The sequence below is a fragment of the Devosia sp. Root436 genome (assembly GCF_001426345.1).
Classification (GTDB): Bacteria; Pseudomonadota; Alphaproteobacteria; order Rhizobiales; family Devosiaceae; genus Devosia.
In genome coordinates, this window is record NZ_LMEM01000001.1 from 511,531 (window position 1) to 536,102 (window position 24,572).

The 24,572-nt window shown below is 64.0% G+C and carries 22 protein-coding genes and 1 pseudogene; 12 read left to right on the forward strand and 11 right to left on the reverse strand.

From position 1 onward, the window contains the following. Positions 1–36 precede the first annotated feature (36 nt). The 3 genes from gyrA to ASD04_RS02600 form a co-directional block, all read right to left on the reverse strand. On the reverse strand, positions 37–2,793 hold the full coding sequence (gene gyrA, locus ASD04_RS02590) for a DNA gyrase subunit A (RefSeq protein WP_056252041.1): 2,757 nt from the start codon (positions 2,791–2,793) through the stop codon (positions 37–39). 87 nt (positions 2,794–2,880) lie between these two features. After that, positions 2,881–4,101 carry an MFS transporter gene (locus tag ASD04_RS02595; protein ID WP_056252043.1) on the reverse strand — a complete coding sequence of 407 codons (1,221 nt, stop codon included), beginning with the start codon at positions 4,099–4,101 and terminating at the stop codon, positions 2,881–2,883. Beyond that, complete coding sequence (locus ASD04_RS02600) at positions 4,098–4,709, reverse strand: winged helix-turn-helix domain-containing protein (RefSeq protein WP_056252046.1); 612 nt, start codon at positions 4,707–4,709, stop codon at positions 4,098–4,100. Before ASD04_RS02600 ends, ASD04_RS02595 begins: the two co-directional genes overlap by 4 nt. 124 nt (positions 4,710–4,833) lie before the next feature. On the opposite strand from ASD04_RS02600, the gene ASD04_RS02605 reads away from it, so the two are divergent. After that, positions 4,834–5,271: a VOC family protein gene (locus ASD04_RS02605; RefSeq protein WP_056252048.1), complete on the forward strand. Its 438-nt coding sequence runs from the start codon at positions 4,834–4,836 to the stop codon at positions 5,269–5,271. Positions 5,272–5,277: 6 nt separating this feature from the next. Here the strand turns inward: ASD04_RS02605 and ASD04_RS02610 are convergent, their stop codons facing one another. Next, complete coding sequence (locus ASD04_RS02610; RefSeq protein WP_056252051.1) at positions 5,278–5,682, reverse strand: helix-turn-helix domain-containing protein; 405 nt, start codon at positions 5,680–5,682, stop codon at positions 5,278–5,280. A 138-nt stretch (positions 5,683–5,820) separates the two neighbouring features. Between ASD04_RS02610 and ASD04_RS02615 the strand changes: the two genes are divergently transcribed. The 4 genes from ASD04_RS02615 to ASD04_RS02630 all read left to right on the forward strand — a co-directional run bounded on the left by ASD04_RS02615 (position 5,821) and on the right by ASD04_RS02630 (position 11,445). Continuing rightward, entirely contained in the window at positions 5,821–6,699 is an 879-nt protein-coding gene (locus ASD04_RS02615; RefSeq protein ID WP_056252053.1) for an NAD(P)H-binding protein, read from the forward strand. A 221-nt stretch (positions 6,700–6,920) separates the two neighbouring features. Beyond that, the gene (locus ASD04_RS02620) at positions 6,921–9,314 is read left to right on the forward strand and encodes an efflux RND transporter permease subunit (protein ID WP_056252057.1); all 2,394 of its coding nucleotides are present in this window, start codon (positions 6,921–6,923) and stop codon (positions 9,312–9,314) included. Positions 9,315–9,470: 156 nt separating this feature from the next. Next, entirely contained in the window at positions 9,471–9,992 is a 522-nt protein-coding gene (locus tag ASD04_RS02625; RefSeq protein WP_056252059.1) for a hypothetical protein, read from the forward strand. A gap of 118 nt (positions 9,993–10,110) precedes the next feature. Next, positions 10,111–11,445 (forward strand): sensor domain-containing diguanylate cyclase, encoded by a 1,335-nt coding sequence (locus ASD04_RS02630; protein WP_244488228.1) that lies wholly within the window; start codon positions 10,111–10,113, stop codon positions 11,443–11,445. 121 nt (positions 11,446–11,566) lie between these two features. Here ASD04_RS02630 and ASD04_RS19795 read toward each other — a convergent pair. Next, positions 11,567–11,743, reverse strand: a pseudogene (locus ASD04_RS19795) (DJ-1/PfpI family protein); the annotation flags it as partial. Between the two features lie 2 nt (positions 11,744–11,745). Between ASD04_RS19795 and ASD04_RS19020 the strand changes: the two are divergent. Next, positions 11,746–11,880 carry an AraC family transcriptional regulator gene (locus ASD04_RS19020; protein ID WP_348271012.1) on the forward strand — a complete coding sequence of 45 codons (135 nt, stop codon included), beginning with the start codon at positions 11,746–11,748 and terminating at the stop codon, positions 11,878–11,880. A 42-nt stretch (positions 11,881–11,922) separates the two neighbouring features. Here ASD04_RS19020 and ssb read toward each other — a convergent pair whose 3' ends face one another. Beyond that, positions 11,923–12,432: a single-stranded DNA-binding protein gene (gene ssb / locus ASD04_RS02640; RefSeq protein ID WP_056252064.1), complete on the reverse strand. Its 510-nt coding sequence runs from the start codon at positions 12,430–12,432 to the stop codon at positions 11,923–11,925. Positions 12,433–12,895: 463 nt separating this feature from the next. Between ssb and ASD04_RS02645 the strand changes: the two genes are divergently transcribed. From ASD04_RS02645 to ASD04_RS19025, 4 genes are all read left to right on the forward strand, one after another. After that, positions 12,896–13,540 carry a LysE family translocator gene (locus tag ASD04_RS02645; RefSeq protein ID WP_056252067.1) on the forward strand — a complete coding sequence of 215 codons (645 nt, stop codon included), beginning with the start codon at positions 12,896–12,898 and terminating at the stop codon, positions 13,538–13,540. Between the two features lie 215 nt (positions 13,541–13,755). Then, positions 13,756–16,653, forward strand: coding sequence for an excinuclease ABC subunit UvrA (gene uvrA / locus ASD04_RS02650; RefSeq protein WP_056252070.1), 2,898 nt, complete (start codon positions 13,756–13,758; stop codon positions 16,651–16,653). 316 nt (positions 16,654–16,969) lie between these two features. Beyond that, positions 16,970–17,122, forward strand: coding sequence for a hypothetical protein (locus ASD04_RS19305; RefSeq protein ID WP_156461100.1), 153 nt, complete (start codon positions 16,970–16,972; stop codon positions 17,120–17,122). A gap of 198 nt (positions 17,123–17,320) precedes the next feature. Next, entirely contained in the window at positions 17,321–17,470 is a 150-nt protein-coding gene (locus ASD04_RS19025; protein ID WP_082530928.1) for a DUF1127 domain-containing protein, read from the forward strand. Positions 17,471–17,549: 79 nt separating this feature from the next. Here the strand turns inward: ASD04_RS19025 and ASD04_RS02655 are convergent, their stop codons facing one another. Further along, positions 17,550–18,203, reverse strand: coding sequence for a glutathione S-transferase family protein (locus ASD04_RS02655; RefSeq protein WP_056252071.1), 654 nt, complete (start codon positions 18,201–18,203; stop codon positions 17,550–17,552). A 94-nt stretch (positions 18,204–18,297) separates the two neighbouring features. On the opposite strand from ASD04_RS02655, the gene trmFO reads away from it, so the two are divergent. Together trmFO and ASD04_RS02665 are read left to right on the forward strand one after the other, a co-directional pair. Next, complete coding sequence (trmFO, locus tag ASD04_RS02660) at positions 18,298–19,683, forward strand: methylenetetrahydrofolate--tRNA-(uracil(54)-C(5))-methyltransferase (FADH(2)-oxidizing) TrmFO (protein WP_056252074.1); 1,386 nt, start codon at positions 18,298–18,300, stop codon at positions 19,681–19,683. Beyond that, positions 19,680–20,126, forward strand: coding sequence for a YiiD C-terminal domain-containing protein (locus ASD04_RS02665; protein ID WP_056252077.1), 447 nt, complete (start codon positions 19,680–19,682; stop codon positions 20,124–20,126). Before trmFO ends, ASD04_RS02665 begins: the two co-directional genes overlap by 4 nt. Before the next feature lie 132 nt (positions 20,127–20,258). Here the strand turns inward: ASD04_RS02665 and ASD04_RS02670 are convergent, their stop codons facing one another. The 4 genes from ASD04_RS02670 to yajC all read right to left on the reverse strand — a co-directional run bounded on the left by ASD04_RS02670 (position 20,259) and on the right by yajC (position 24,462). Beyond that, a complete protein-coding gene (locus tag ASD04_RS02670) occupies positions 20,259–21,101 on the reverse strand; it encodes a phytoene/squalene synthase family protein (RefSeq protein ID WP_056252080.1) in 843 nt (280 codons plus the stop codon). After that, on the reverse strand, positions 21,101–21,484 hold the full coding sequence (locus ASD04_RS02675) for an MTH938/NDUFAF3 family protein (protein ID WP_056252083.1): 384 nt from the start codon (positions 21,482–21,484) through the stop codon (positions 21,101–21,103). The genes ASD04_RS02670 and ASD04_RS02675 overlap by 1 nt, the downstream gene beginning before the upstream one ends. 12 nt (positions 21,485–21,496) lie before the next feature. Beyond that, positions 21,497–24,043, reverse strand: a complete 2,547-nt coding sequence (gene secD, locus ASD04_RS02680; RefSeq protein ID WP_056252086.1) for a protein translocase subunit SecD — start codon at positions 24,041–24,043, stop codon at positions 21,497–21,499. Positions 24,044–24,108: 65 nt separating this feature from the next. Next, positions 24,109–24,462, reverse strand: coding sequence for a preprotein translocase subunit YajC (gene yajC / locus ASD04_RS02685; RefSeq protein ID WP_056252088.1), 354 nt, complete (start codon positions 24,460–24,462; stop codon positions 24,109–24,111). Positions 24,463–24,572: the final 110 nt, after the last annotated feature.

Here is a 24,572-nt window from a genome sequence, read left to right on the forward strand (position 1 = left end):
CAGAAAAACCAAGGGGCGCCGGAGCGCCCCTTTTTCTTATTCTGTCACCGGAGCCTCCGGCGCGTCCGGCGCCTCGGGCTCTTCCTCGTCGCCCTCCGGCTCCTTGATATGCTCCACCGACATCACCTTCTCGCCCTCGGCCGTATCGAAGACGATCACGCCCTGCGTGCTGCGTCCCTTGATACCGATCGGCTTGTCGCCGCCCACCGGCAGGCGGATGGTCTGGCCGCCATCGCTGATCAGCATGATCTGGTCGCTGTCTTCCACCGGGAAGCTGGCCACCAGGTTGCCATTGCGCTTGTTGACCGCCATGGCGACGATGCCTTTGCCGCCGCGTCCGGTGATCCGGTATTCGTGGCTGGAGGTGCGCTTGCCATAGCCGTTTTCGGAAATGGTCAGGATGAACTGCTCGGTGGCGCTCATCTGGGCATAGCGCTCCTGGTTCAGCTCGCCGGCCACCACGTCGCCTTCGTCCGTGCTGGCTTCGTCCTCGGCACCTTCGCCACGCACGGCGCGGCTCATCTTGAGATAGGCGGCGCGTTCTTCGGCCGAGGCATCGGAGTGATTGATGACGGCCATGGAGATGACCACGTCGTCCTTGGCCAGCAGGATGCCGCGCACGCCCATGGAGTCGCGGCCCTTGAACAGGCGCACGTCGTCGGTACGGAAGCGGATGGCCTGGCCGAGCGCGGTGGTCAGCAGCACGTCGTCATTGGCGGTTGCCGTCTCGACGCCGACGATCTGGTCGCCGTCGTCCAGCTTCATGGCGATCTTGCCGTTCTGGCGCACTTCCACGAAATCGGCCAGCGAATTGCGGCGCACCGTGCCGCGGGTCGTCGCGAACATGATGTCGAGATTGGCCCAGCTGGTTTCGTCCTCGGGCAGCGGCATGATGGTAGTCAGCCGCTCGCCCTGCTCCAGCGGCAGGATATTGATCAGGGCCTTGCCGCGTGCATTGGCCTGGGCCAGCGGCAGGCGCCACACCTTGAGCTTGTAGGCAATGCCACGGTCGGTGAAGAACAGCACCGGCGTATGGGTATTGGCCACGAACAGCCGAGAGACGAAGTCTTCCTCGCGCGTCGCCATGCCCGAGCGGCCCTTGCCGCCGCGGTTCTGCGAGCGATAGGTCGAGAGCGGCACGCGCTTGATGTAGCCCTCGTGCGACACGGTCACCACCATGTCCTCCCGGGCGATCAGGTCCTCGTCGTCGAAATCGCCGACCACGTCGGAAATCTCGGTGCGGCGCGGGCTGGCGAACTGCTCCTTGATCTCGGTCAGCTCCTGCCGGATGATTTCGACCACGCGTTCACGGCTGCGCAGGATGGCGAGATAGTCCTCGATCTCGGTGCCCAGGCCATTGAGTTCGTCGCCGATTTCGTCGCGACCCAACGCCGTGAGACGCGCCAGGCGCAGTTCGAGGATGGCGCGCGCCTGTTCCTCGGAAAGGTTGAACGTGCCGTCCTCGTTGATGCGGTGGCGCGGATCGTCGATCAACGCGATCAGCGGGGCCACGTCCTGTGCCGGCCAGCGGCGGGTCATCAACTGTTCGCGCGCCGTCGCCGGATCGGGCGCGGTGCGGATCAGGGCGATGACCTCGTCGATATTGGCCACGGCCACGGCCAGGCCGACCAGGATATGGGCGCGGTCGCGGGCCTTGTTCAGCAGGAAGCGGGCGCGACGCGTAACCACTTCGTGACGGAAATCGATGAAGGCGCCCAGGATTTCGCGCAGGTTCATCAATTGCGGCTTGCCGCCATTGAGCGCCACGAAATTGCAGCCGAACGAGCTTTGCAACGCGGTGAAGCGATAAAGCTGGTTCAGCACCACGTCGGGCAGCGCGTCGCGCTTGATCTCGATGACCACGCGCATGCCTTCGCGCGAGCTTTCGTCGCGCATGTCGGCAATACCCTCGATGCGCTTGTCGCGCACCAGTTCGGCGATCTTTTCGACCATGGTCGCCTTGTTCACCTGATAGGGCAGTTCGGTAATGATGAGCGCCTCGCGCTCCTTGCGGATTTCTTCCACCGCGACGCGGCCGCGCACCAGCACCGAGCCACGGCCGGTCTCATAGGCCGAGCGGATGCCTGCACGCCCCAGGATGATGCCGCCGGTCGGAAAGTCCGGCCCCGGCAGGACCTCCATCAGTTCCTCGGTCAGCACATCGGGATTGTCGAGCAGCAACAGGGCCGCATCGACGGTTTCGCCCAGATTGTGGGTCGGCACGTTGGTCGCCATGCCGACGGCGATGCCGCTGCCGCCATTGACCAGCATATTGGGGAAGCGCGCCGGCAGCACGGTCGGCTCATGCTCGGAGCCGTCGTAGTTGTCACGGAAATCCACCGTGTCCTTGTCGAGGTCATCGAGCAGGGAATTGGTGATCTTCTGCATGCGCACTTCGGTATAGCGCATGGCGGCGGGCATATCGCCATCGACCGAGCCGAAATTGCCCTGCCCTTCCACCAGCATTTCTCCCATGGAGAAATCCTGCGCCATGCGCACCAGGGCCATGTAGACCGCGCTGTCGCCGTGGGGGTGATATTTACCGATCACGTCGCCGACCACGCGGGCCGACTTGCGATAGGGCTTGTTGTATTCGTAGCCGTTCTCGCTCATCGAGAACAGGATGCGCCGATGCACCGGCTTGAGGCCATCGCGGACATCAGGCAACGCACGGCTGACGATCACGCTCATCGCATAATCGAGATACGATTTCCGCATCTCGTCGGTGATGGCAATCAGCGAAATGTCGGAGGGCGGCGGTGCGCCGGTTCCGTCTTGAGGCGTATCGGTCACTGGGATGATTCTTGGTTGTTCGAACTGCTCTCTATCTAGGCGATTCCGGGGGGAATTGCCAATTTTGCCCCGAACGGCCTGTGGAGATCAGGCCGGCGCCAGAGGCTGCCTTTTCATCTGCCGGAAACTCGGCACGATCAGGGGTGCAAATGCCGCTACAAGGTAGAGCATAGCGGTGACGCCCAGGGCGACGGATATGCCCCAGGAGTCCACCAGAAGCCCGGCATAGACGCCACCAAACGGCATGAGCGCCCAGGCCAGTGCACCAAACAGCGCAATGACCCGGCCCACCACCGGCGCGGGGATGCGCTCGAACAGGATAACGCCGATGATCGGGTTGATGGACCCGGCCGATATGCCGCCGAACAGCAGCACGGTAACGATGACCGGCAGTGGCAGATCGAGCGCCAGCACGCTCATGGCCAGCGGCCCGCAGCAGAAGAAGCCCGCCGTATAGAGCAGGAGCCGCGGCAGGCGGTGGCCGACGGCGGCCGCGATCGCTGCCCCAAGAATGGCGCCGGCCGAAAATGTGGCGAGCAGAATCCCGACCCAGCTCACATCGAGGCCCGAACTGCGCACCCAGACCGGCAACAGCACCGCGGAATAGGCCATGTCGAAAAGGTTGGTTATCGCGATCATGATCACCAGGCTGACCAGCACCGGATCGCTGCGCAGCACCGTCCATCCCGCTGTCAATTCGGCGCGATAGGTGGTGTCGCGCTGCTGGAATGGCGCGCGCTGCGCCGGAATGCCGAGGCCGACGGCCAGGGCCGACAGCACAAAGGCCAGCGCATTGACCAGCAAGGCCGGCGCCGGTCCGAGCAGCGCAATGAGAACCCCTGCCCCCGCCGCGCCCAGCGTTCCGGCCAGCCGGTCGCTGGCGCCCATGACACCGGTCACGCGTTCCATCGGCAGTTGGCCCAGCGCCGCCACCATGGGCACCAGCGCCTGCTTGGCGGCGTCTGGCGGCGCGCGCAGCACGCCGAGCAGCGCCACCGCCGGCAACAGGACCCAGATGGAGAGCAAGCCGGCCCAGAACAGCAGCGGCACCAGCGCCACGGCGGCGGCCGACAGCATGTCGCACCAAAGCGAGACGCGCCTGGCGCCGATCCGGTCGATCAATGGGCCACCCAGCGCCTTTGCCACCACATAGGGCAGCATCTCGGCAAAGCCGGCCAGCCCGGTGAGAACCGGGCTGCCGGTCGTGGTCAGCACCAGCCACGGAATGGCAATGGCGGAAAGCCGCGTGCCCGAAGTCGACAGCACCGTGGCGCCGGCCAGGGCGACGAAGGCGCGGTGCACGCTCATTGCGCCTCTCCGGCCTGCGGTTCGCCGACATTGGGCGCCGCGTGGAGGATGAAGGTCATCGGCCGCATATTTTCCGGCAGCGGCGTACCCAGTGCCGGCGCCGCCGCCATGGCCTCCCACAGCAGGGTCTGCAGCTTTTCCACCAGCGCTCTTGCCGCTTCAGCGGTCATGGGGATGGTATAATCGCTGACCGTGGACGCCTGCCGCCATGCCTGCGGCAGCTCGGGATAAGCGGCCAGGGCGCGCTGCATCTGCCGCATCTGCCCGTGCAGGGCCGCCTGTTCGAAGGCCAGCCCCAGTTCCAGCGCCTCGCCTTCCGCATGTGCCGGCATGACACTGGTCGCTTCGTGTCGGGCCCGCCACCAGCGGTCACGCTGGCTGCCCCGCGCTGCATCCTCCTCGATGAAGCCGTGCTGCGCCAACTGCCGCAGGTGATAGCTCGTTGCCCCTGAATTCAGCCCCAGCCGCGCCGCCAGACCGGAAGCCGTGGCCGGACCCTCGATGCGCAGCAGCCCCAGCATGCGCAGCCGCAGGGGATGGGTCAGCGCCTTGAGCGCCGTCGCATCGGGGACGACGCTTTTGATATCGCGCAACGGCTGTTCGGGCATGGCTCGACCTCGTCAATGGCCCAGCCCTACCAGCGCAAAGAATTATTTGCAAACATATCTTTGCAATCTCTTGTCCGGCGAAGCGACACCCTGTAGTCTCAAACGACACTTCGGAGATCGGACTATGGCGCTCAAGCGGATGGACAATATCGGAATCGTCGTCGAGGACCTCGGCGCGACGATCGATTTCTTTCTCGAACTCGGGCTCGAGCTCGAAGGGCGGGCTACGGTCGAAGGCGAATGGGCCGGCCGGGTCACCGGCCTGGGTGACCAGCATGTCGAGATTGCCATGATGCGCACGCCGGACGGCCACAGCCGGCTGGAGCTTTCCCGCTTCATCAGGCCCACCGTCCTCGCGGATCACCGCAACGCCCCGGTCAATGCACTGGGCTATCTGCGCGCCATGTTCACGGTGGACGATATCGACGCGACGCTTGCAAGGCTCACCGCGCGCGGTGCGCAGCTCGTCGGCGAGGTAGTGCAGTATGAAAACGTCTACCGCCTCTGCTACATCCGCGGCCCCGAAGGGCTTCTCATCGGGCTCGCCGAGGAACTCGGCTGAGGCGCCTCAGGCGGCGTCGAACACTGTCCGCGCCGAGCTGATCCGCTTGTGGTTCTCGCTCGCCCATTCGATCAGATGCCCGAAGGGCACGATGATCGACTCGCCCATCGGCGTCAGCCGATATTCCACCGAGGGCGGCTTGGTGTCGTAGACGCGCCGCGCGACCAGGCCATCGCGCTGCAGGTCGCGCAGGGTCTGGGTCAGCATTTTCTGGGAAATATCGGGCACTTCGCGCCGCAGCTGGTTGAAGCGCCTGGGGCCGTCGGCCAGCGTCATCACCAGCAGCATGCTCCATTTGTCGCTGATGCGGTCCAGCACGCCGCGCACCGGGCAATCGGCGAGCGAGCCGCCGGCGCTCTGCTCGGCCCATTTGGCGACATAGAGACCGGCTTCTTCCAGCGCGCTGAGCATGGGGGGCACCTCCAGGTGACGTTATGCGGCAAAAGTGCCTCCTTTCGGCGCTGCCTCGCGCATACTAGATAGCACTCTCCATTCGATACTTACTCCCCGCCGGCATGTGCCGCAAGCAGGGCAATCAGGAGATTTGCGATGACGCAGTTCAAGGACAAGACGCTGCTGGTGACCGGCGCGGCAGGCCAGTTCGGCCGGCTGGCCGTGGCCGAATTGCTGGCGCGCGGCGCGACCCGCATTGTCGCCGGCACCCGCGATCCGGCCCAGCTTGCCGATGTGGCGGCGCAGGGTGTGGACGTCCGCCGGCTCGATTTCGACGATGCCGCTTCGCTGTCCACCGGCTTTGCCGGAGTGGATCGGACCCTGATCATCAGCACCGTTGCCCACAACCGCCGCGAGCAGCAGGTTGCCGCCGTCGCAGCCGCCAAGGCGGCCGGCGTCAGCTATCTCGCCTATACCTCGGCGCCCCATGCCCGCCCCAATGCCGACGCGGGCGGCATTGCCGACCATTACTGGACCGAGCAGGCCATCGCCGCCTCGGGCCTCGACTTCACCCTGCTGCGCAACCACATCTATGCCGACATGACCATTGTCGGCGCGGCGTCAGCATTGTCGAGCGGCCAGCTGTTCGACGCTACCGATGGCGGCGGCCGCAACTATGTCAGCCGCGCCGATACCGCCCGCACCGCCGCCGGCGCCCTGCTGTCGGCAACGGGCAAGGACATAATCGACGTCACCGGCCCTGCCCCGGTCACCCAGGCCGAGGTCGCGGCGCTCTATACGAAGCTCACTGGCAAGCCGGTGGCCCGCATCGGCCTCAGCGCCGAGCAGTTGCAAGCGGGCCTCGAAGCCGCCGGTCTCCCCGGCTTCTATGCCGCCCTCCTCGTCGCCTTCGACCGCGACGCCGCCGCCGGCTACCACGCCATTACGACCGACGCCGTCGAGCGCTATTCCGGGCGGAAGCCGCAGGCACTGGCGGCGTTTCTGGAAGAGAACAAGGCGGCGCTGACGCCGTAAAGGCCATCCACCTGCACGGCGTCATTTCCGCGAAAGCGGGAATCTCTCTTGCCATATGAAAGGGATTCCCGCTTTCGCGGGAATGACGCCGTGGTTTTTCGGTAGGCATCCCAACATTCTTGCAACAATCCGCCCCGAACACCGGTCCTTGCCGGACGCATAGGTGACAACCCGCCGAAATCGCGCCAATTTGTCGCTGCATTCGCGGAGTCGGGGTCGCCGTGTCAGTTGGTTCGTTCTTCAGCCGTGTCTGGGCACGTTTTGCCTATGACCGTTCTATCGGCTTCGGCCTCGAATATATCGGCCTTACCACCCTGCGCTATCCGCGCGCCGTCGCCCTCGCGGTGCTGGCCTTCTCCATTCTCTGCTTCACCCAGATTCCCAAGGCCAATGTCGATGGCGACCTGCTGCGCGTCTATGCCCATTCCGGCGAGCATTACGATGCCTATGCGCAGCTGTCGGAAACCTTCGGCACCTTCGAGAATGACATCTATGTGCTGGTCTCCTCCCCGCGGCTGACCGAGCCGGAAACGCTGGAGCGGGTCCGCGAACTGGCCTTCGATCTCGAGCTCAACGAATTTGCCGTGGGCACCATGTCGCCCTTCACCCTGCGCAAACCCGATGGCCGCGGCGGTTCGGTGCCGGCCGTACCCGAGGGGATGGACGATTTCGCCGAAGTCGCCGTGGCGTTGGGCGACCTGCAGCAGAACGACCCGATGATGCGCAATCTCATCACGCCCGATCTCAGCGGCGTGGTGCTCATCATGTTCCCCAATCAGGAGATGACCAAGGGCGACGGCACCAAGCGGATGATCGCATCGCTGCGCGAAACCATCGCGCCCTATCAGGACGAGAACATTTCCATCGAGCTGACCGGACCGCCGATCTGGACCTCGGAAATGCTCAATGCGGCGGTGGACGACCAGGTCAAGTTCACCGTCTGGGGCTTTGGCCTCGGCGCCGTCATCGCCCTGCTCGCCTTGCGCTCATTGCCCGGCGCGCTGCTGGTGGCAGCCATGCCGTTCCTCGCGGTCATGTGGTCGATGGGCATCATCCTGCTCTTTTTCGGCTCCTTCTCCTTCCTCACCATCATCGTCACGACGCTGGTGCTGGTCATCAGTTTCGCCGAATCCATGTTCTTCATCTTCAACTGGCTGGCCTATTGGCGCGACGGCATGGAGCCCAACAAGGCGGTGGATGCCACGGTCAAGCTGGTCGGTCCTGCCGCGGGCCTGACCATGCTGACCACTTTGGTCAGCTTCGCCTCGCTCTGGCTGACGCCCGGCCAGGGCGTGCAGGAGTTTTCCATTGCCGGCGCCATCGGCACCTTCCTGCTGTTCGTCTGCCTCATGACCTTCCTGCCGCTGATGCTCAAGGCCGCCGTGCGCATGGGCTTCAAGGCGCCCAAGCGGAGCAGCCTGGTGCTGACGGCGCCGCTGCCGCTGGCCTGGTTCATCGCCAGCCGCTTCGGGCGGCTGCTCTCGATCCTGGCCATCGTCGTCACCCTCCTGCTCTTCATCCCCTATGGCCTGATCAAGCCGCATTTCTCGTTCGAGGATTTCGTGGCCAAGGACTCGACGGCGCTGACGGCCGCCGAAGAGATCGACGATGGCGTAGGGGGCGTGGCGCCGCTCTATATCCGCGTGCCGCTGCAGGACAATGATCCCAATGTCACGCCGCGCGATTTCGAGACCATTCGGGCCGTGCACGAAATTCTCGAATCCCATCTGGGCGTCAACAAGGTCATCTCCGCCGCGGCGCTGACCAACTATACCGATAGCGGCTTTACCCGCGAGGAGGTGTTCGACGCGGTCGGCCCCTTCATGCGCAAGCGCTTCGTTACCGATGACGGCAGCCAGGCGCTGGTGACCGGCTTCATGCCCACCATCATCGACTCCGAAGACCTCAAGCTGCTGGTGGAAAACGTCACCGCCGAAATGAAGGCGGCGGGGATAGAGGGCGCCGAAATCGGCGGCTTCCGCATCCTGACCACCTTCGCCACCGACCAGATCGTCTATGGGTTGCAGCTCGACCTGACCCTGTCGGTGCTGGTCAATATCGGCCTGATCGGCTTCGCCTTCCAGTCCTTCCGGGTGGCTTTGGCCTCGGCCATTCCCAACCTGTTCCCGGTGCTGGGCACCATTGCCTGGCTCTATTTCACCGGCCAGGGGCTGCAATTGACCACGGTCATCGCCCTCACCATCGCCTTCGGCATCGCGGTGGACGACACGGTGCATTTCCTGTCGCATTACCTGCATTCCCGGCGCGAGGAAAAGCGGCCGCATCTGGAGGCGGTCAAGCATACGCTCGACCGTATCGGCGGCGCCATCGTCGCCACCACCATCATCCTGTGCTCGGGGGTAGTGATCGTCACCTTCTCCGAGCTGCCACAGGTGGCCCTGTTCGGCACGCTGTTTGTCTCGACGCTGGCCTTTGCCGTCATCGGCGATCTGTTCATCCTGCCGGCCTTGCTGGCGGCGGGCGGCAAGTTCTTCCAGCCGCTCGGCAAGATCAAGGTGCGCACCGCCGACCACGACCCGACGCCCGACGATCCCACCGGCGACACCGTGACCGGCGAAGGCGGCACCGAAGGCGGGCAGCCGCATACGACATGATGGGCAGGCGCTTGCGAGCCCAAGCGGCGCCCGCTTACATGGTCGCGCTTTTGATTCTGCAGCGGCCCCGAATCGGGGGTTTGCGGCATGCAGGAACTTGGTATCGATTGGGGATGAAATCTGCCGGGGGCATGTTTCACTGGAGGCTTTGGACAAATGAGCAAATTCGGACCCCTGTCGCGCGCCGCGGCCATGGCAGGCCTGCTGGCTGCGGCCGGCGCGGCCCCGGCCCTTGCGGCGCCGGCCGACGTGGCCCTGCTGCAATCTTATATAGGGGACTGGAGCGGGACCGGTGTTCTCATTGGCGCCAATACCGAAACCGTGCGGTGCCGCATGTCGCTGACCCAGGGCAACCAGGACAAGGTTAACTACAGCGGTCGCTGCACCCTGGCCGGCACGCGGCTGACGGTGGCCGGCACCATGGCTTATATCGAGGCCAGCAAGCGCTTCGAGGCGGCCATGAGTTCCAACGCCACCTTTACCGGCGTCGCCATCGGCCAGAAGCGCGGCAGCGGGCTGGTATTCAACCTGCGCGAGCGCGACAAGGACGAAGAGGGCAAGGATCTCAGCATTTCCGCGCAGATCAGCCTCAAGGACGACGCCATCGAGGTGGCCTTCGAAGTGGTCTATGTCGAGAGCGGGGATAGCCTGCGCGCGGAGGTGCCGTTTTCCCGGTAACGTTTCCGGGGCCGGACGACAAATCGTAGCCGATTTGGTTTTGTTCTCAGGACTTTGCGGCTGAAGAAGTCTTAACCAGCTTTGCGCTACCGTTCCTGCATTCTACAGGAGCGCCCAATTGCGCAGCCTCGCCGTGACCATAGACTCCGCCTTGCCTTCTCGTGCCGCCGAACCGCGCCCGGATGAAGCCATCAGCGTGCGCCTGCAGCGCCTGTGCGGCCTGCTCGGCATTGCCGGGGCGCGGTTGAGCACTCTCGCGGCCGATGGTCTTTCCCCGATTGCAACGGCCGGCACGGAAGCCGCACTGTCGGCGCTAGAAGCCCGCATGACTGCGGCCAGCCAGCCTTTGGTCCTTGGCGATACAGGTCTGCCCGCTGCGCGCTTCTATGCCGGCATCGTGCTGCCTGAAGAGGGCGACCGCCCCGCCCGGCTGCTGAGCCTGTTCGATCCGCACCCGCGCAGCCCCGGCATGGCCACCACCATTGCCGCGCTGGCCGGCGAGGTGCTGGCGCAGGCGGCCATGGCGCGCCAGCGCCGCCAGATCGAGGAGCTGGCGCGGACGATCGCCGATTATGCGGCGCTGGAAGATCAGCGGCGAACGCTGTTCGATCGTGCCTCGGCCACCGCCCATATCGGCATCTGGCAATGCAATCTCGGGGACAACAGCCTGACCTGGACCAACGGCGTCTACGACCTGTTCGAAATCCCCCGCAACACCCCGGTCACGCGGGACATGACGCTGGCGCTCTATACCGATGCGTCGCGCCAGCAAATGGAGGCGGCCCGGGCCGTGGCCATCGCCACTTGTTCCGATTTCTCGCTGGATGCCGAAATCATCACCGTCAAGGGCAAGCGCCGCTGGATGCGGCTGACCGGGGCGGTGGAAAGCCGCGACGGGGTTGCCCATCGCATTTTCGGCATGAAGCAGGACATTACCGAAGAAAAGCTGATGGCTGACCGCACCCGCTATCTCGCCGAGTTCGATGTGATGACGGGTTTGGCCAATCGCAGCCTGTTCCAGGCCCGCCTCAGCGCACTCGATGAGGGCCGCCAGGCCATCGGCGCGCTGCTGCTGGTCGATCTCGACGGCTTCAAGCAGGTCAACGACACCTATGGCCACGCCATCGGCGACGAATGCCTCAAGGAAGCGGCGCTGCGGCTGGTCGAAAGCTGCAGCGGCGCGGACCTGGTGGCCCGCATCGGCGGCGACGAATTTGCCGTCCTGCTCAACGAGGGCACGAGCCGGCGCGATGCCGACATGCTGGCATCAGGCATTGTCGAGATAATGGCCCGCCCCATCACCAGGATAGGCCAGACGCTAAAGCTCGGCGCCTCGGTGGGCGTGGCCCACAATCGCGGCGGCTCGTCGGAGGACCTGTTCCGCCAGGCCGACACCGCCCTCTACGCCGCCAAAGCCGCCGGCCGCGCCACCAGCCGCACCTTCGCGGCCTGATTCACTGCCGGGCCGGCTCCAGCGGGGGCAGCAGTCGTTCCCGCTCGGCCCGCGATCCCGCCATGCGATGGCGCGCCAGTGCCACCAGTTCGGGCGTTGCGGTCTCGGGCGTGCCGCTGTCGCAGCCATCGAGGGTGACGGTGGGCGTCAGCATCAGCCCGGTGGCGCTTCGCACCGGCTCCATCCCCTTCCAGGCCAGGTGAACCGCCAAACCAGCCGAGGCGAACACTTCATAAGGCCCTGTCAGGTCTAGCTGCTGCACATTGGGAAAGACAAGAAAACCGATATTGAGTGCCATTGTTGTTCGAACAGAAGCAATCCCTGACCCGCATCGTCAGCCGCTGCGGTTTCGGCACCGAGGAAACACTGCGCCGGACATTCCTGCGGCGTCTCGGCGTCACTCCGCAGGCCTATCGGGAGCGCTTCGCCGGCTGAATACGAAAGAGGCGCCCACCGGGGCGCCTCCCATATCCGTCCTCAGAACGGAATATCGTCGTCCATGCCGCCCGGCTCGAAGGCCGGGGCGCTGGGCCGTGGACGCTGTCCACCGCCACCGCCGCCATTGTTGTTGTCGCGCACGCCGCGGAAGCCGGTGTCGCCACCGCCATAGCCGCCGCCGGCACTATCGCCCTCGCCACGGCCATCGAGCAGGGTCATGTTCGAGTTGAAACCCTGTAGCACGATTTCGGTGCTGTACTTGTCCTGGCCGGACTGGTCCTGCCACTTGCGGGTCTGCAACTGGCCTTCGAGATAGACCTTGCTGCCCTTTTTCAGGTAGCTCTCGGCCACGCGCGCCAGCCCTTCCGAGAAGATCACCACGCGGTGCCATTCGGTCTTTTCGCGGCGCTCGCCGGTATTCTTGTCTTTCCAGTTCTCGGAGGTGGCGACGCTGAGATTGACCACCTTGCCGCCGCTGGGAAGGTTGCGCACCTCGGGATCGGCGCCGAGATTGCCGACCAGGATAACCTTGTTCACGCTGCCTGCCATGGCGAAATTCCTTTTCGATTCAGTCCCGGTCTGCCGTGGTCGCGGGACGCTTACTTACCGTTGCGCAAGCCTGCCCGCCCATGCGCGGGTCGTTTCCTGGGCCATGCTGGATAACCCACCATAATGCTTCCCCCGCCCGAACGCGCGGCCCAAGCCGATGTTTTGAACACCTAAGAAACGCCCGTCGCGGCCCGGTCGTTCCAATATATGTTCTTGTTATGTTCTATGTCAAGCGGCGTGCCTTGTTGTTGGGGCCAGTTCATCAGTCCACCGAGCGTGGGCTCCCTCGCCCCTGAGGGGAGAGGGCGGGGTGAGGGGTTCAGGGCTGGTGAGAAGCACGACGCCGAACCCCTCACCCCGACCCTTCGGGTCGACCTACCCCGACAAAGATCCCCCCGCCCGCTCCTGACATGCCCTGTCAGCAGCCTTGCCCCAAAGCCACTTCCTCACTCGGAAACCCGTCATGGACTACGCCCAGGCCCTCTGGCTCTATCTCATCCTGCTGTTCGGCATCATCGTCGTGCCCGGCATGGACATGTTCTTCGTCCTCGCCAATGCGCTGACGCGGGGCCGCCGCGCCGGGTTCGCCGCCGTCGCCGGCATCATGCTGGGCGGCGCAGTGCATACGCTGTTCGGCGCGCTGGCGGTCGGCGTGCTCACCCAGCTACCTACCACGATCTTCCAGGCGATGATCCTGATCGGCGCCGCCTATATGGCGTGGATCGGCTATACCCTCTTACGCAGCACCATCACCGTGGACAGTATCGGCAGCGCCACGACCCGCTCGGACTGGGTCGCCTTCCGCCAGGGTCTCGTTACCTGCCTGCTCAATCCCAAGGCCTACCTCTTCGTCCTCGCCGTCTTCCCCCAGTTCATGCGGCCCGAATACGGCCCGATCTGGTCGCAGGCATTGATCATGGGGCTGATGACGGTGGCCATGCAATTGCTCATCTATGGCGGGCTGGCGCTGGCCGCCAGCAGGGGCCGCGACGCGCTGGTCGGCCATCCCGAAGTTACCGTCTGGATCGGTCGCGGCGCCTGCGCGTTATTCGTCGCGGCGGCTCTGTTCACCGCCTGGCACGGATTGACCCAGCATGTCGGCCCTTGACCGAATCTATATTGTTCCGCTTATGTTCCAAAGCAGGAATGGTGCTTTGGCAAGCCATCGGGGACACGCTAAGGTTACTGTGATGCCGGTCGGCCATGCACACGGGCCGCTTGCAGCAAGGGCGGCCCGAGCCTATGTGTCAGCTCTTCCCGACCCGATGCCCATCCTGATTTTGCCGCCGCGCTGCCATTGCGTGCAGAGAGCCATGGACTGAAATGATGACGCCAAGACAGAGCCAGAACCGTGAGATCATCGTGCGCGGCGCCCGCGAGCACAATCTCAAGGGTATCGATCTGAAACTGCCGCGCGATAGCCTCATCGTGATGACCGGGCTCAGCGGCTCGGGCAAGTCCTCTCTCGCCTTCGACACCATCTATGCCGAAGGCCAGCGCCGCTATGTGGAATCGCTGTCGGCCTATGCCCGCCAGTTCCTCGAAATGATGCAGAAGCCCGATGTGGAGCACATCGAGGGGCTGTCGCCGGCCATCTCCATCGAGCAGAAGACGACCAGCCGCAATCCGCGCTCCACGGTCGGCACCGTCACCGAGATCTACGACTATTTGCGCCTGCTCTATGCCCGCGTCGGCATACCCTATTCGCCAGCCACCGGCCTGCCCATCGAGAGCCAGACCGTCAGCCAGATGGTCGACAAGGTCATGGAAATGCCCGAAGGCACCCGCCTCTATCTGCTGGCGCCGATTGCCCGCGGCCGCAAGGGCGAGTACAAGAAAGAACTGGCTGACCTGATGCGCAAGGGGTTCCAGCGCGTCAAGATCGATGGCGAGTATCACGAGATCGAGGATGCTCCGGCGCTCGACAAGAAGTTCAAGCACGATATCGAAGTGGTGGTGGATCGCCTCGTGGTCGGGCCGGATATTTCCGGCCGCCTGGCCGAGAGTTTCGAGACCGCGCTGAAGCTGGCCGATGGCATCGCTTTGGTCGAACTGGCCGACGAGAAGAACGAGGATGGCACGCCGCGCCAGATCACCTTCTCGGAAAAATTCGCCTGCCCGGTTTCCGGCTTCACCATTGCCGAGATCGAGCCGCGCCTGTTCTCCTTCAACAACCCCTTCGGCGCCTGCCCGGTCTGCGACGGGCTGGGCACAGAACAGAAGATCGATCCCGACCAGATCGTGCCGGATGCAACCCTGTCGCTGCGCGACGGCGCCATCCTGCCCTGGTCCAAGACCAGTGCACCCTATTACCAGCAGACCCTGCAGGCCGTGGTGAAGCATTACGGCGCTTCGACCGGCACCGCCTGGAACGAGCTGCCCTTCGACGTGCAGCATGCCGTGCTCTACGGCACCGACAAGACCAAGATCGATTTCGTCTATGACGATGGCCTGCGTCAGTACAAGACCACCAAGGTCTTCGAAGGCGTCATCGGCAACCTTGAGCGCCGCTACAAGGAAACCGAAAGCGCCGGCATGCGCGAAGAGATCGAAAAATACATGTCGGCCAAGCCCTGCATTGCCTGCGGCGGCTACCGGCTCAAGCCGGAGACGCTGGCGGTCAAGATCGATGGCCTCCATATCGGCCAGGTCACCGAGAAATCCATCCGCAAGGCCGCCGAGTGGTTCGAGGCGCTGCCCGATGCCTTCACGCCCAACCAGAAGCTCATCGGCGAGCGCATCCTCAAGGAAATCCGCGAGCGCCTGAACTTCCTCATCGATGTGGGCCTCGACTATCTCACCATGGCGCGCAATTCGGGCACCCTGTCGGGCGGCGAGAGCCAGCGCATCCGCCTCGCCAGCCAGATCGGCTCGGGACTGACCGGCGTGCTCTATGTGCTCGACGAGCCCTCTATCGGCCTCCATCAGCGCGACAATGCCCGCCTGCTCGAAACCCTGCAAAGGCTGCGCGACATCGGCAATACCGTGATCGTGGTCGAACATGACGAAGACGCCATCATGACCGCCGACTATGTCGTCGATATCGGCCCCGGCGCCGGTGTGCATGGCGGCCATATCGTGGCCGAGGGCACCCCGCAGGACATCATCAACCACCCCGATTCCCTCACCGGCAAATATCTCTCCGGGCGCATGGGCATTGCCATGCCGGCCGAACGCCGCGAGGGCAAGAAGGGCAAGGTGCTGAGCGTCAAAGGGGCAACCGGCAACAATCTCAAGAATGTTTCGGTCGACGTGCCGCTTGGTCTCTTCGTCGCCATTACCGGCGTGTCGGGCGGCGGCAAGTCGACCCTGATGATCGACACCATGTACCAGGCCATCGCCCGCCGCCTCAACGGCGCCCGCGTGGTCCCTGCCCCGCATGAATCGCTCACCGGCCTCGAATTCCTCGACAAGGTCATCGATATCGACCAGTCGCCCATCGGGCGCACGCCGCGTTCCAATCCGGCCACCTATACCGGCGCCTTCACGCCTTTGCGCGAATGGTTCGCCGGCCTGCCCGAGGCCAAGACCCGCGGCTATGGCCCCGGCCGCTTCAGCTTCAACGTCAAGGGCGGCCGCTGCGAGAAATGCGAGGGCGATGGCGTCCTCAAGATCGAGATGCACTTCCTCCCCGACGTCTACGTCACCTGTGACGTGTGCAAGGGCAAGCGTTACAATCGCGAGACGCTGGAAGTACAGTTCAAGGGCAAGTCCATCTCGGACGTGCTCGACATGACCATCGACGAAGGCGTCGACTTCTTCTCCGCCGTGCCGGTCATCCGCGACAAGTTCGCCACCCTGCAGCGGGTCGGCCTGGGCTACGTGAAAGTGGGACAACCGGCTAACACTTTGTCAGGCGGCGAGGCGCAGCGCGTCAAGCTCTCCAAGGAGCTCAGCAAGCGCGCCACCGGCCGCACGCTCTACATGCTGGACGAGCCGACCACGGGTCTGCATTTCCACGACGTGGCCAAGCTCCTCGACGTGCTGCATGAACTGGTTGAGGGCGGCAATACGGTGATCGTCATCGAGCACAATCTCGAAGTCATCAAGACCGCCGACTGGGTCATCGACCTGGGTCCCGAGGGCGGCGATGGCGGCGGCGAGATTGTCGCCGTCGGCACGCCCGAGGACGTGGCCGCCAATGCCCGCTCCTATACCGGCCAGTTCCTCAAGGAAGTCATGGCCAGGCGCCCGCATTTCGCCACCAGGGCCGCCGAATAGGGCCATCCCGATTCACCCATCCCCTTCGTCGATGCTAACAGTCTGCTAGCGTATGCGGCGGGGTGGTGAATGGTTTTGGGGCTGGTGAATGCCCCTTGCTTCCACGGCGTCATTCCCGCGAAAGCGGGAATCTCCCTGCGGCATAAAGTGGGTTCCCGCTTGGGCGGGGATGATGCCGAAAGTTCAGAAAATGACAGAGTCATAAAAACTGCCATGCACCTCACGCATGCAGCGCTTGACGGTTACGGCATGGCGCCGTCGCGCAAATCATCCCATCTTGCCGGTGTCAGCACTCTGACCTGAAGGGAATAGACCGATGTTTGTACGTGCCGTCTGGCGCCTGAAGCGCCTGATCGACATCAAGCAGACGTTGCGGGAAATGGACGTTCCCTCGACGCGTGATGCCGATCTTCTGGGGCTTACCGGCCCCGACTTCTCCAAGATGACGCGATCGCTGTTCGATCGCTGAGCGTTTGTCGTCCTGACGAGTTCGCATGGCCGCCGGATCGCCACCGAGCGGCCATGACTTTGCCCGACGCCTTAACGTCATATGAATGAGCCTGGTTAAAGCCCCGCGCTGAGTGCATGACCCATTTGATCAATATCGCACTGCTCATCCGGCGGGCACTGCCCTAGATATCATCTCGTAAACGAAAGGAGACTTCCAATGGACATCCGCAAGACTTTCAAGAAGTGGGCCGCTTATCAGCAGACCGTTCGTGAGCTCGCCGCTCTGGACAATCGTCAGCTCAACGATCTGGGCATTTCGCGCACCGACATCAATCGCATTGCCCGCGATCATGCCAGCGCCCTCTAATATTTGCTCGACTGAACCTTCAGCCTGCGCAAATCGAACAGCCGCCTCTCTTTGAGATGCGGCTGTTTTTATTTTGTGGTCAGAAGGCTGATCTGCCGGCAAGCTCGTCATAACTGACCATGACCGCCTTGCGGAAAGCCGGTCTTTCCTGCAGCCGCCGATACCAGTTCTCCACGCCGGGCATGGCCGGACGGTCGATCTCCATGGTGAACCAGCGATAGAGCGCCACGCCGGCTGCGATATCGGCATAGCTCAACTTGTCCCCGGCCACATAATCCCGCTCGGCAAGGTTCGCATCGAGTATGCGCAAAGCCGCGACCGTCCTGGCCAGCGCCGCCGCGATTGCCTTCTCGTCGCGCTGCTCCGGCGGCGTCCGCACCAATAGCCAGAACACCGCAATCCAGCCCGGCTGAAAGGTGGTGGCGGTCCAGTCGGTCCATTGATCCACCAGGGCCCGTTCGCGTGGATCGGCCGGCCAGAGCGTATTTTCGCCATAGCTGGCAGCCAGATAACGCAGGGTCGCGTGGCTCTCCCACACGGTCATCTCGCCATCCTGCAGCGTCGGCACCAATCCGTTGGGGTTCATCGCCCGATAGCCCGGCTCGTCCAGCCCGCCATAGGCCCCGCCGACCAGCTTGTGCGTATAGGGCAGTCCCAGTTCCTCCAATGCCCATAGTGTTTTCTGCACATTGGCAGAGTTGGCGCGTCCCCATAGCGTCAGATTTGGACTCAAAGTTATCCTCCCGTTTCGCGGCGCATGCTAATCTGCGTGCTGGCAACCACAAGTGCCGGTTGCGCCCCCTCTCCGCGCTTGCTATCTGCCCGCCATGTCCACATCAGAACCCATTCACATCATTGGCGGCGGTCTCGCCGGCTCCGAAGCCGCATGGCAGGCTGCCGAGGCCGGCGCTACGGTGATCGTCCACGAAATGCGCGGCGTCAAAGAGACCGATGCGCATAGTACCGACAGCTTTGCCGAACTGGTCTGCTCCAACAGCTTCCGCTCCGACGACCATGAGCAGAATGCCGTCGGCCTGCTGCATGAGGAAATGCGCCGCTGCGGCTCGCTGATCATGCGCGCGGCCGATGCGCACAAGCTGCCGGCGGGCGGCGCGCTGGCGGTGGACCGGCATGGCTTTTCCGCCGAAGTGACCCGCGCCATCCACAATCACCCCAAAATCACGGTGTTGCGCGAGGAAGTCGCAGGCTGGCCGCCGGCCGAATGGGGCAACGTCATCATCGCCAGCGGGCCGCTGACCTCCCCCGCCCTGGCCGACGCCATCCTGGCCACGACAGGCGAGGACGCGCTGGCCTTTTTCGACGCCATCGCGCCAATCGTCCACAAGGACAGCATCGACATGGACGTGGTCTGGGCCCAGTCGCGCTACGACAAGGCCGGTCCGGGCGGCACAGGCGCCGACTATCTCAACTGCCCCATGGACAAGGACCAGTATTTTGCCTTTGTCGAGGCGCTGAAAACCGCACCTTTGCATGAATTCAAGGACTGGGAAAAGGTCCCCTATTTCGACGGCTGCCTGCCCATCGAAGTCATGGCCGAGCGCGGCGTCGAGACGCTGCGCCATGGACCGATGAAGCCGGTCGGCCTGACCAATCCGCGCAACCCCACCGTCAAATGCTATGCCATCGTCCAGCTCCGGCAGGACAATGCGCTGGGCACTTTGTGGAACATGGTCGGCTTCCAGACCAAGATGCGCTACGGCATCCAGGCCGATATCTTCCGCATGATCCCCGGCCTCGAGAATGCGCAGTTTGCGCGTCTGGGTGGGCTGCACAGAAACACATTCATCAACTCCCCCAAAGTTTTGCGAAATGATCTTAAACTGAAAAATGATCCACGTATCCGCTTCGCCGGCCAGGTGACGGGCGTGGAAGGTTACGTGGAAAGCGCCGCTGTCGGCCTCATCACCGGCCGCCTCGCCGCCGCCGAAGCGCGGGGCGAAACGATGGCTACGCCGCCCAGGACCACCGCGCTCGGAGCGCTGGTCGACCATATTACCGGCGGACATATCGAATCCGAAAGCTATAGCGGCGCCCGCAGCTTCCAGCCGATGAACGTCAATTTCGGCCTGTTTCCCGAGGTGACCGTCAGCAAGCCCGAAGGCGCGGGGCGCTGGCGCGGCAATGACAAGACCATCGCCAAGCGCCGGGCCATTACCGCGCGGGCGCTGGAGGATCTGAAAGCCTGGGCATGACCGAAGCGGAACTCGAAACCTACCTGCACGAGCATATCCCGCTGTCGCGGGCCATGGACGTGCGAGTGATTTCGATTACCGATCAACGGGTTACACTCGGTGCACCATTGGCGCCCAATATCAATCACCGCGACACGGTGTTTGGCGGCAGCGCCGCCTCGATCGCTACTCTGGCTGCCTGGTCGCTGCTGCATCTGCGACTGACCAATGCCGGCCTGCCCAGCCGCGTCGTGATCCAATCCAGCATTATGGACTACCTGGCGCCGATTGCCGGCGACTTCACCGCCACGGCGACACTAGATGGCGATTGGGATGCCTTCCTGCGCATGCTCACCCGCAAGGGCCGCGGGCGGATCGCGCTAAAGGCTGCGCTGGACTATGAAGGCCAGAAAGCTGGCCAGTTCCACGGCGAGTTCGTGGCCTTCGGCAAGGATAGGCTTTGATGCCACGCCCTCGTGGTTCGAGGCTCGTGAAGAACTCGCACCTCACCATGCGGGCTACTGGAACACCGAGCTAGAAGTAGTCCTCATGGTGAGGTGCGCTTCTTCAGCGCCTCGAACCACGAGGGCGTGGCACTACCGGTTCCGCCAGCTCCACCAGGCCAGCCGGGCAATCTTAAGCCAATCCGGATCATCGGCAGGCAGGGCAAAAATCCCCGGTCTTCGGCCCAGCAGCCCGAGCTGCGCCTTGAGCACGGCAATGCTGGTAAAAGCCGGCTTGAGCCGCCCTGGCAGGGCTGCAATCGCCGTCTCGGCCTTGCCGAGATGGTCTGCCGCCAATTCTTCGATCTGCCCCAATGCCTCGAACAGGCCCTCGCTCTCGGTGCCGGAGAAAATCTCCCCTTCGCGCACGCCATTGGCGGCGAAGACCGACCAGGGCAGCATGATGCGGCCCTGCGCCGATACCGAACCGAAGGCCCGCAGATGCCCGATCATGGCATGGGCGACGCCGAGATGGCCGGCGGCGTCGCCGGTCTCGATGGTCTCGCCCTCGTTGAGGATCATCGCGGCGAGTTGGTAGAGCGTCGAGACGGTCTCGCCGGCATAGCCCTCGAAACTTTCGAGGTCGGGCATAGGGTCGTCATAAAGATCGAAGCGCCGGGCGCCGATCAGCCGCAGCAACGTGCCGGCCGGAATGGCGTAGCGCGCGATGGTGTCGAGCAATGCGTCGGCCACCGGGTTCTGGCGCACGGCGCCGTGGCCCTCCCCGTCGAGCGCATCGCTCCACCATTGCAGGCGGATTTCGCCGGGGGCCGGATCGGAAACGCGCTCGCGCACCGAAGCCACATCGGCATTGAAGGCATAGAGCGCGGTCACCGCGCCGCGCTGGGCGCCCGATAGCACCAGGGTCGAGAGATAGCGGTCGCGGTCGCTCTGGCGCAGGACTTGGGCGGCGTGGGCAAAGCTGGCCTCGGCCATCAGCGCACCTTGTCGACGGCGATCAGGGCAGCCGCGACGGCGCGTTCCTCGGCCAACAGCACATTATAGGTGCGGATGGCGCTGCCCGTGTTCACAGCCTCGACGATCACTTTCCGCTCGCGCAGGGCCTCGCGCAACTCGCGCGGGATGGCGGCGATGTCGGGGCCAACCCCGATCAGCAGCACGTCGATATCGTCGGCGACGGCGAAGACCGGGGCCAGCGTTTCGGCGGTGATTTCGCCCGCATTGGCGACATTCCACGCAAACATGCCCTGGGGCAGGCAGAGCAACGAGCCGCGATGGGAGATCCCCGCAAAGCGGAAACCCCCATTGCCATAGGCGTCGATGCCAACTTGGCCGGGATAATGCGGCGTGTCGGTCACGTTAGCCTCGTCTCAGACAGAAGCCCCGTCGGCGGCCTTGGCCACCGGCTTGTCCTCCTCAGCCTTCGACTTGAGGCCGAAGTTGATGAGGATGGGGCCGTTGACGATGATCGACGAATACATGCCGACAAGACACCCGAAGGTCATGGCGATGGTGAAGCTGCGGATGACTTCGCCGCCGAACAGCACCAGCGGAATCAGGGCCAGGAACACGGTGAACTGCGTGATGGTGGTGCGCACGATGGTCTGGTTGATCGACAGGTCGATCAGCTCGGGCAGCGGCATCTTGCGATGCTTTCGCAGATTCTCGCGCACGCGGTCCGACACCACCACGGTTTCGTTCAAACTCAGACCCACCAATGTCAGCACCGCCGCGATGGATGTCAGGTTGAACTCCAGCCCGGTTATCGAGAACAGGCCGATGGTCATGATGATGTCATGCGTCGTGGTGGTGATCGCGGCCAGGGCGAACTGCCACTCGAAGCGGAACCAGATGTAGATCAGGATGGCGGCCAGCGCGATGATGACGGCGATGGCGCCCTTCCAGGCGAGTTCGCCCGAAACGGTGCCGCTGACGGCCTCGGTGCTGCGCACGGTATAGTTCTCGGTGGCGAGGGCATCGCGCACCTTGGCCACGGCGACCTGGTCGGCGTCCTGCCCGCCCTCCTGGGCCTGCACGCGCACCAGGACGTCCTCAGGCGTGCCGAAGCCCTGCACCTGCACTTCGCCCAGTTCGAGCCCGTCAAGCAGTTCACGCACCTGCCCGACATCGGCCGGTCCGTCATCATGCTGGATGACGATGGCGGTGCCGCCGACAAAGTCGATGCCCAGGTTGAAGCCCTTGAAGTAGGCCGAGCCAACCGACAGCAGGCTTGCCACGATCGAGAAGGCGATCACATAGCGCGATATCTTCATGAACGGGATCTTCGTGCCATCAGGCACAAAGCGGAAATGCTGGATCTTCAGCACTTTTGGCCGCACCGCACGGTACCAGGCATGCACCTGGTAGGAGGTGACCGTATAGGAGGTGAAGAGCGAGGTCAGGATGCCGAGCGCCAGGGTGACAGCAAAGCCCTGTACCGGGCCGGAGCCCAGGAAGTAGAGCACGATGGCCGCGATGAGCTGGGTCAGGTGCGAGTCGACAATGGTGCCCCAGGCGCGCTCGAAGCCGGCCTGGATCGACTGGATCGGCGACTTGCCGGAGCGCTGCTCTTCACGCATGCGCTCATAGATCAGCACGTTGGCGTCCACGGCCATGCCGATGGTCAGCACTATGCCGGCAATGCCCGGCAGGGTCAGCGTCGCCCCCAGCATGGAGAGCGCGCCGAAGATCAGGATGATGTTGAGCACCAGCGAGACATTGGCGAACACGCCCCACAGGCCATAGGCCGCCACCATGAAGGCGACGACGAGAACGGCCGCGACCACACCGGCGGTCAGGCCGGCGCGGATCGAATCGGCGCCCAGGCTGGCGTCCACGGTGCGCTCTTCGATCACGTCGAGCGAAGCCGGCAGCGCACCGGCGCGCAGCAGCACGGCGAGGTCGTTGGCCGTGGCGGTGGTGAAGCTGCCGCTGATCTGGCCGGAGCCGCCGGTAATGGGCTGCTGGATTACCGGGGCGGTGATGACGGTGTCGTCGAGCACAATGGCGAAGCGCTTGCCGACATTGGCGCCGGTGATCTGGCCAAAGGTGATGGCGCCGCGTGTATCGAACTTGAAGCTGACAACCGGCATGGCGCGCTGCTGGTCATAGCTCGGCTGGGCATCGACCAGCGACTCGCCGCCAAGGGCGACATCTTCATAGAGCAGTTCCTTGCCGCCGTCCTGGCTGGGCAGAACCATGGTGCCGGCCGGCAGGCCCTGGGCCTCGGCCTGGTCCGCGGTCATGCCCGGATAGACCATGTGGAAGGTCAGGCGCGCCGTGCGCGAGATGATGTCCTTGAGGCGCTGGCTGTCGCCAAAACCGGGAACCTGCACCAGCACGCGGTTGGTGCCCTGGCGCTGGATCGACGGCTCGGTGGTGCCCAGCTCGTCTACGCGCTTGCGGATGACTTCGATGGATTGCGCCACCAAAGCCGACATGCGCTCGCTGATGCCCTCGGGGGTGAGCGTCACGGTCAGCTTGCCGTCCGCCGTTTCGCCGAAGGCCAGCTCGTTCACGCCGCCGACCGATATCAGCGAATTGCTGATGGCATTCTGCAGGCCGGCAATGGCCGTGCGGGCCGCCTCCTTCTGCGTCGGATCGGTGAGCTCGATGGTCAGCGACTTCGCCGCCTCGTCCGTCGTGATCAGGTTGCCGATGCCGTTGTCGTTGGCCAGCGTGTTACGTACGTCGCGACGCAGCGTCTGCAGGCGTTCGGAGACGATACCGTCCTCGTTGACCTGCAGCAGCAGGTGCGAACCGCCCTGCAGATCAAGCCCCAGAACCACCGTCTGCCTCGGCAGGAAGCCCGGCCAGGCGTCGCGCACATTCTGCGGCAGGAAACTGGGGATGGTGAACAGAATTCCCAGCAGGGCAACGATGGCGATGATGGCGGTACGAACAGGCGAAAACTGCATGAAAGGACGTCCTGAAAGCAGAAAACCGGAGCTCGTAAGCTCCGGTGTTGGTCGGGCGCTGCCGTTTAGGCAGGCTTGTTGTCGTTGACAGGCTCGCCCTTGGAGCGGACGTCGGCAACCATGCCACGCGCCAGCTTCACCTTGACGCCGGTGGCAATCTCGACTTCGAGGTCTTCACCATCGACGGCCTTGGTCACCTTGCCGATGATGCCACCGGTGGTCACCAGCGTATCGCCGCGCTTGATCGCCGACAGCATGGCCTGCTGGGCCTTGAGACGCTTCTGCTGTGGGCGGAAGATCAGGAACCAGAAGATCACCACCAGCAACAGGATGGGCATCAACTGGATGAGGATGTCGTTGATGCCACCACCGGCGGGCGCGGCACCGGCTGCCTGGGCATAAGCGGGCGTTACAAACATGAGGCGAGGCTCCTATCGTTTCTTCTTGGCTTGTGGAGGGGCGGCGCCAGAGACCAGCATCAACGTTGCGACGCTACTGGACGCATATGGGGTTTGTTGCACTTGCACCC

Bases quoted from the DNA above. Each gene is read 5' to 3' on its own strand.
- ASD04_RS19305 (WP_156461100.1), top strand. From the start codon at position 16,970: ATGTTTGTACGTGCCGTCTGGCGCCTGAAGCGCCTGATCGACATCAAG.
- ASD04_RS02625 (WP_056252059.1), top strand. From the start codon at position 9,471: ATGAGCAAATTCGGACCCCTGTCGCGCGCCGCGGCCATGGCAGGCCTG.
- ASD04_RS02615 (WP_056252053.1), top strand. From the start codon at position 5,821: ATGACGCAGTTCAAGGACAAGACGCTGCTGGTGACCGGCGCGGCAGGC.
- ASD04_RS02595 (WP_056252043.1), bottom strand. From the start codon at position 4,101: ATGAGCGTGCACCGCGCCTTCGTCGCCCTGGCCGGCGCCACGGTGCTG.
- ASD04_RS02605 (WP_056252048.1), top strand. From the start codon at position 4,834: ATGGCGCTCAAGCGGATGGACAATATCGGAATCGTCGTCGAGGACCTC.
- trmFO (WP_056252074.1), top strand. From the start codon at position 18,298: ATGTCCACATCAGAACCCATTCACATCATTGGCGGCGGTCTCGCCGGC.
- secD (WP_056252086.1), bottom strand. From the start codon at position 24,043: ATGCAGTTTTCGCCTGTTCGTACCGCCATCATCGCCATCGTTGCCCTG.
- ASD04_RS02665 (WP_056252077.1), top strand. From the start codon at position 19,680: ATGACCGAAGCGGAACTCGAAACCTACCTGCACGAGCATATCCCGCTG.
- ASD04_RS19025 (WP_082530928.1), top strand. From the start codon at position 17,321: ATGGACATCCGCAAGACTTTCAAGAAGTGGGCCGCTTATCAGCAGACC.
- ASD04_RS02610 (WP_056252051.1), bottom strand. From the start codon at position 5,682: ATGCTCAGCGCGCTGGAAGAAGCCGGTCTCTATGTCGCCAAATGGGCC.
- yajC (WP_056252088.1), bottom strand. From the start codon at position 24,462: ATGTTTGTAACGCCCGCTTATGCCCAGGCAGCCGGTGCCGCGCCCGCC.
- ssb (WP_056252064.1), bottom strand. From the start codon at position 12,432: ATGGCAGGCAGCGTGAACAAGGTTATCCTGGTCGGCAATCTCGGCGCC.
- ASD04_RS02645 (WP_056252067.1), top strand. From the start codon at position 12,896: ATGGACTACGCCCAGGCCCTCTGGCTCTATCTCATCCTGCTGTTCGGC.
- uvrA (WP_056252070.1), top strand. From the start codon at position 13,756: ATGATGACGCCAAGACAGAGCCAGAACCGTGAGATCATCGTGCGCGGC.
- ASD04_RS02600 (WP_056252046.1), bottom strand. From the start codon at position 4,709: ATGCCCGAACAGCCGTTGCGCGATATCAAAAGCGTCGTCCCCGATGCG.
- ASD04_RS02670 (WP_056252080.1), bottom strand. From the start codon at position 21,101: ATGGCCGAGGCCAGCTTTGCCCACGCCGCCCAAGTCCTGCGCCAGAGC.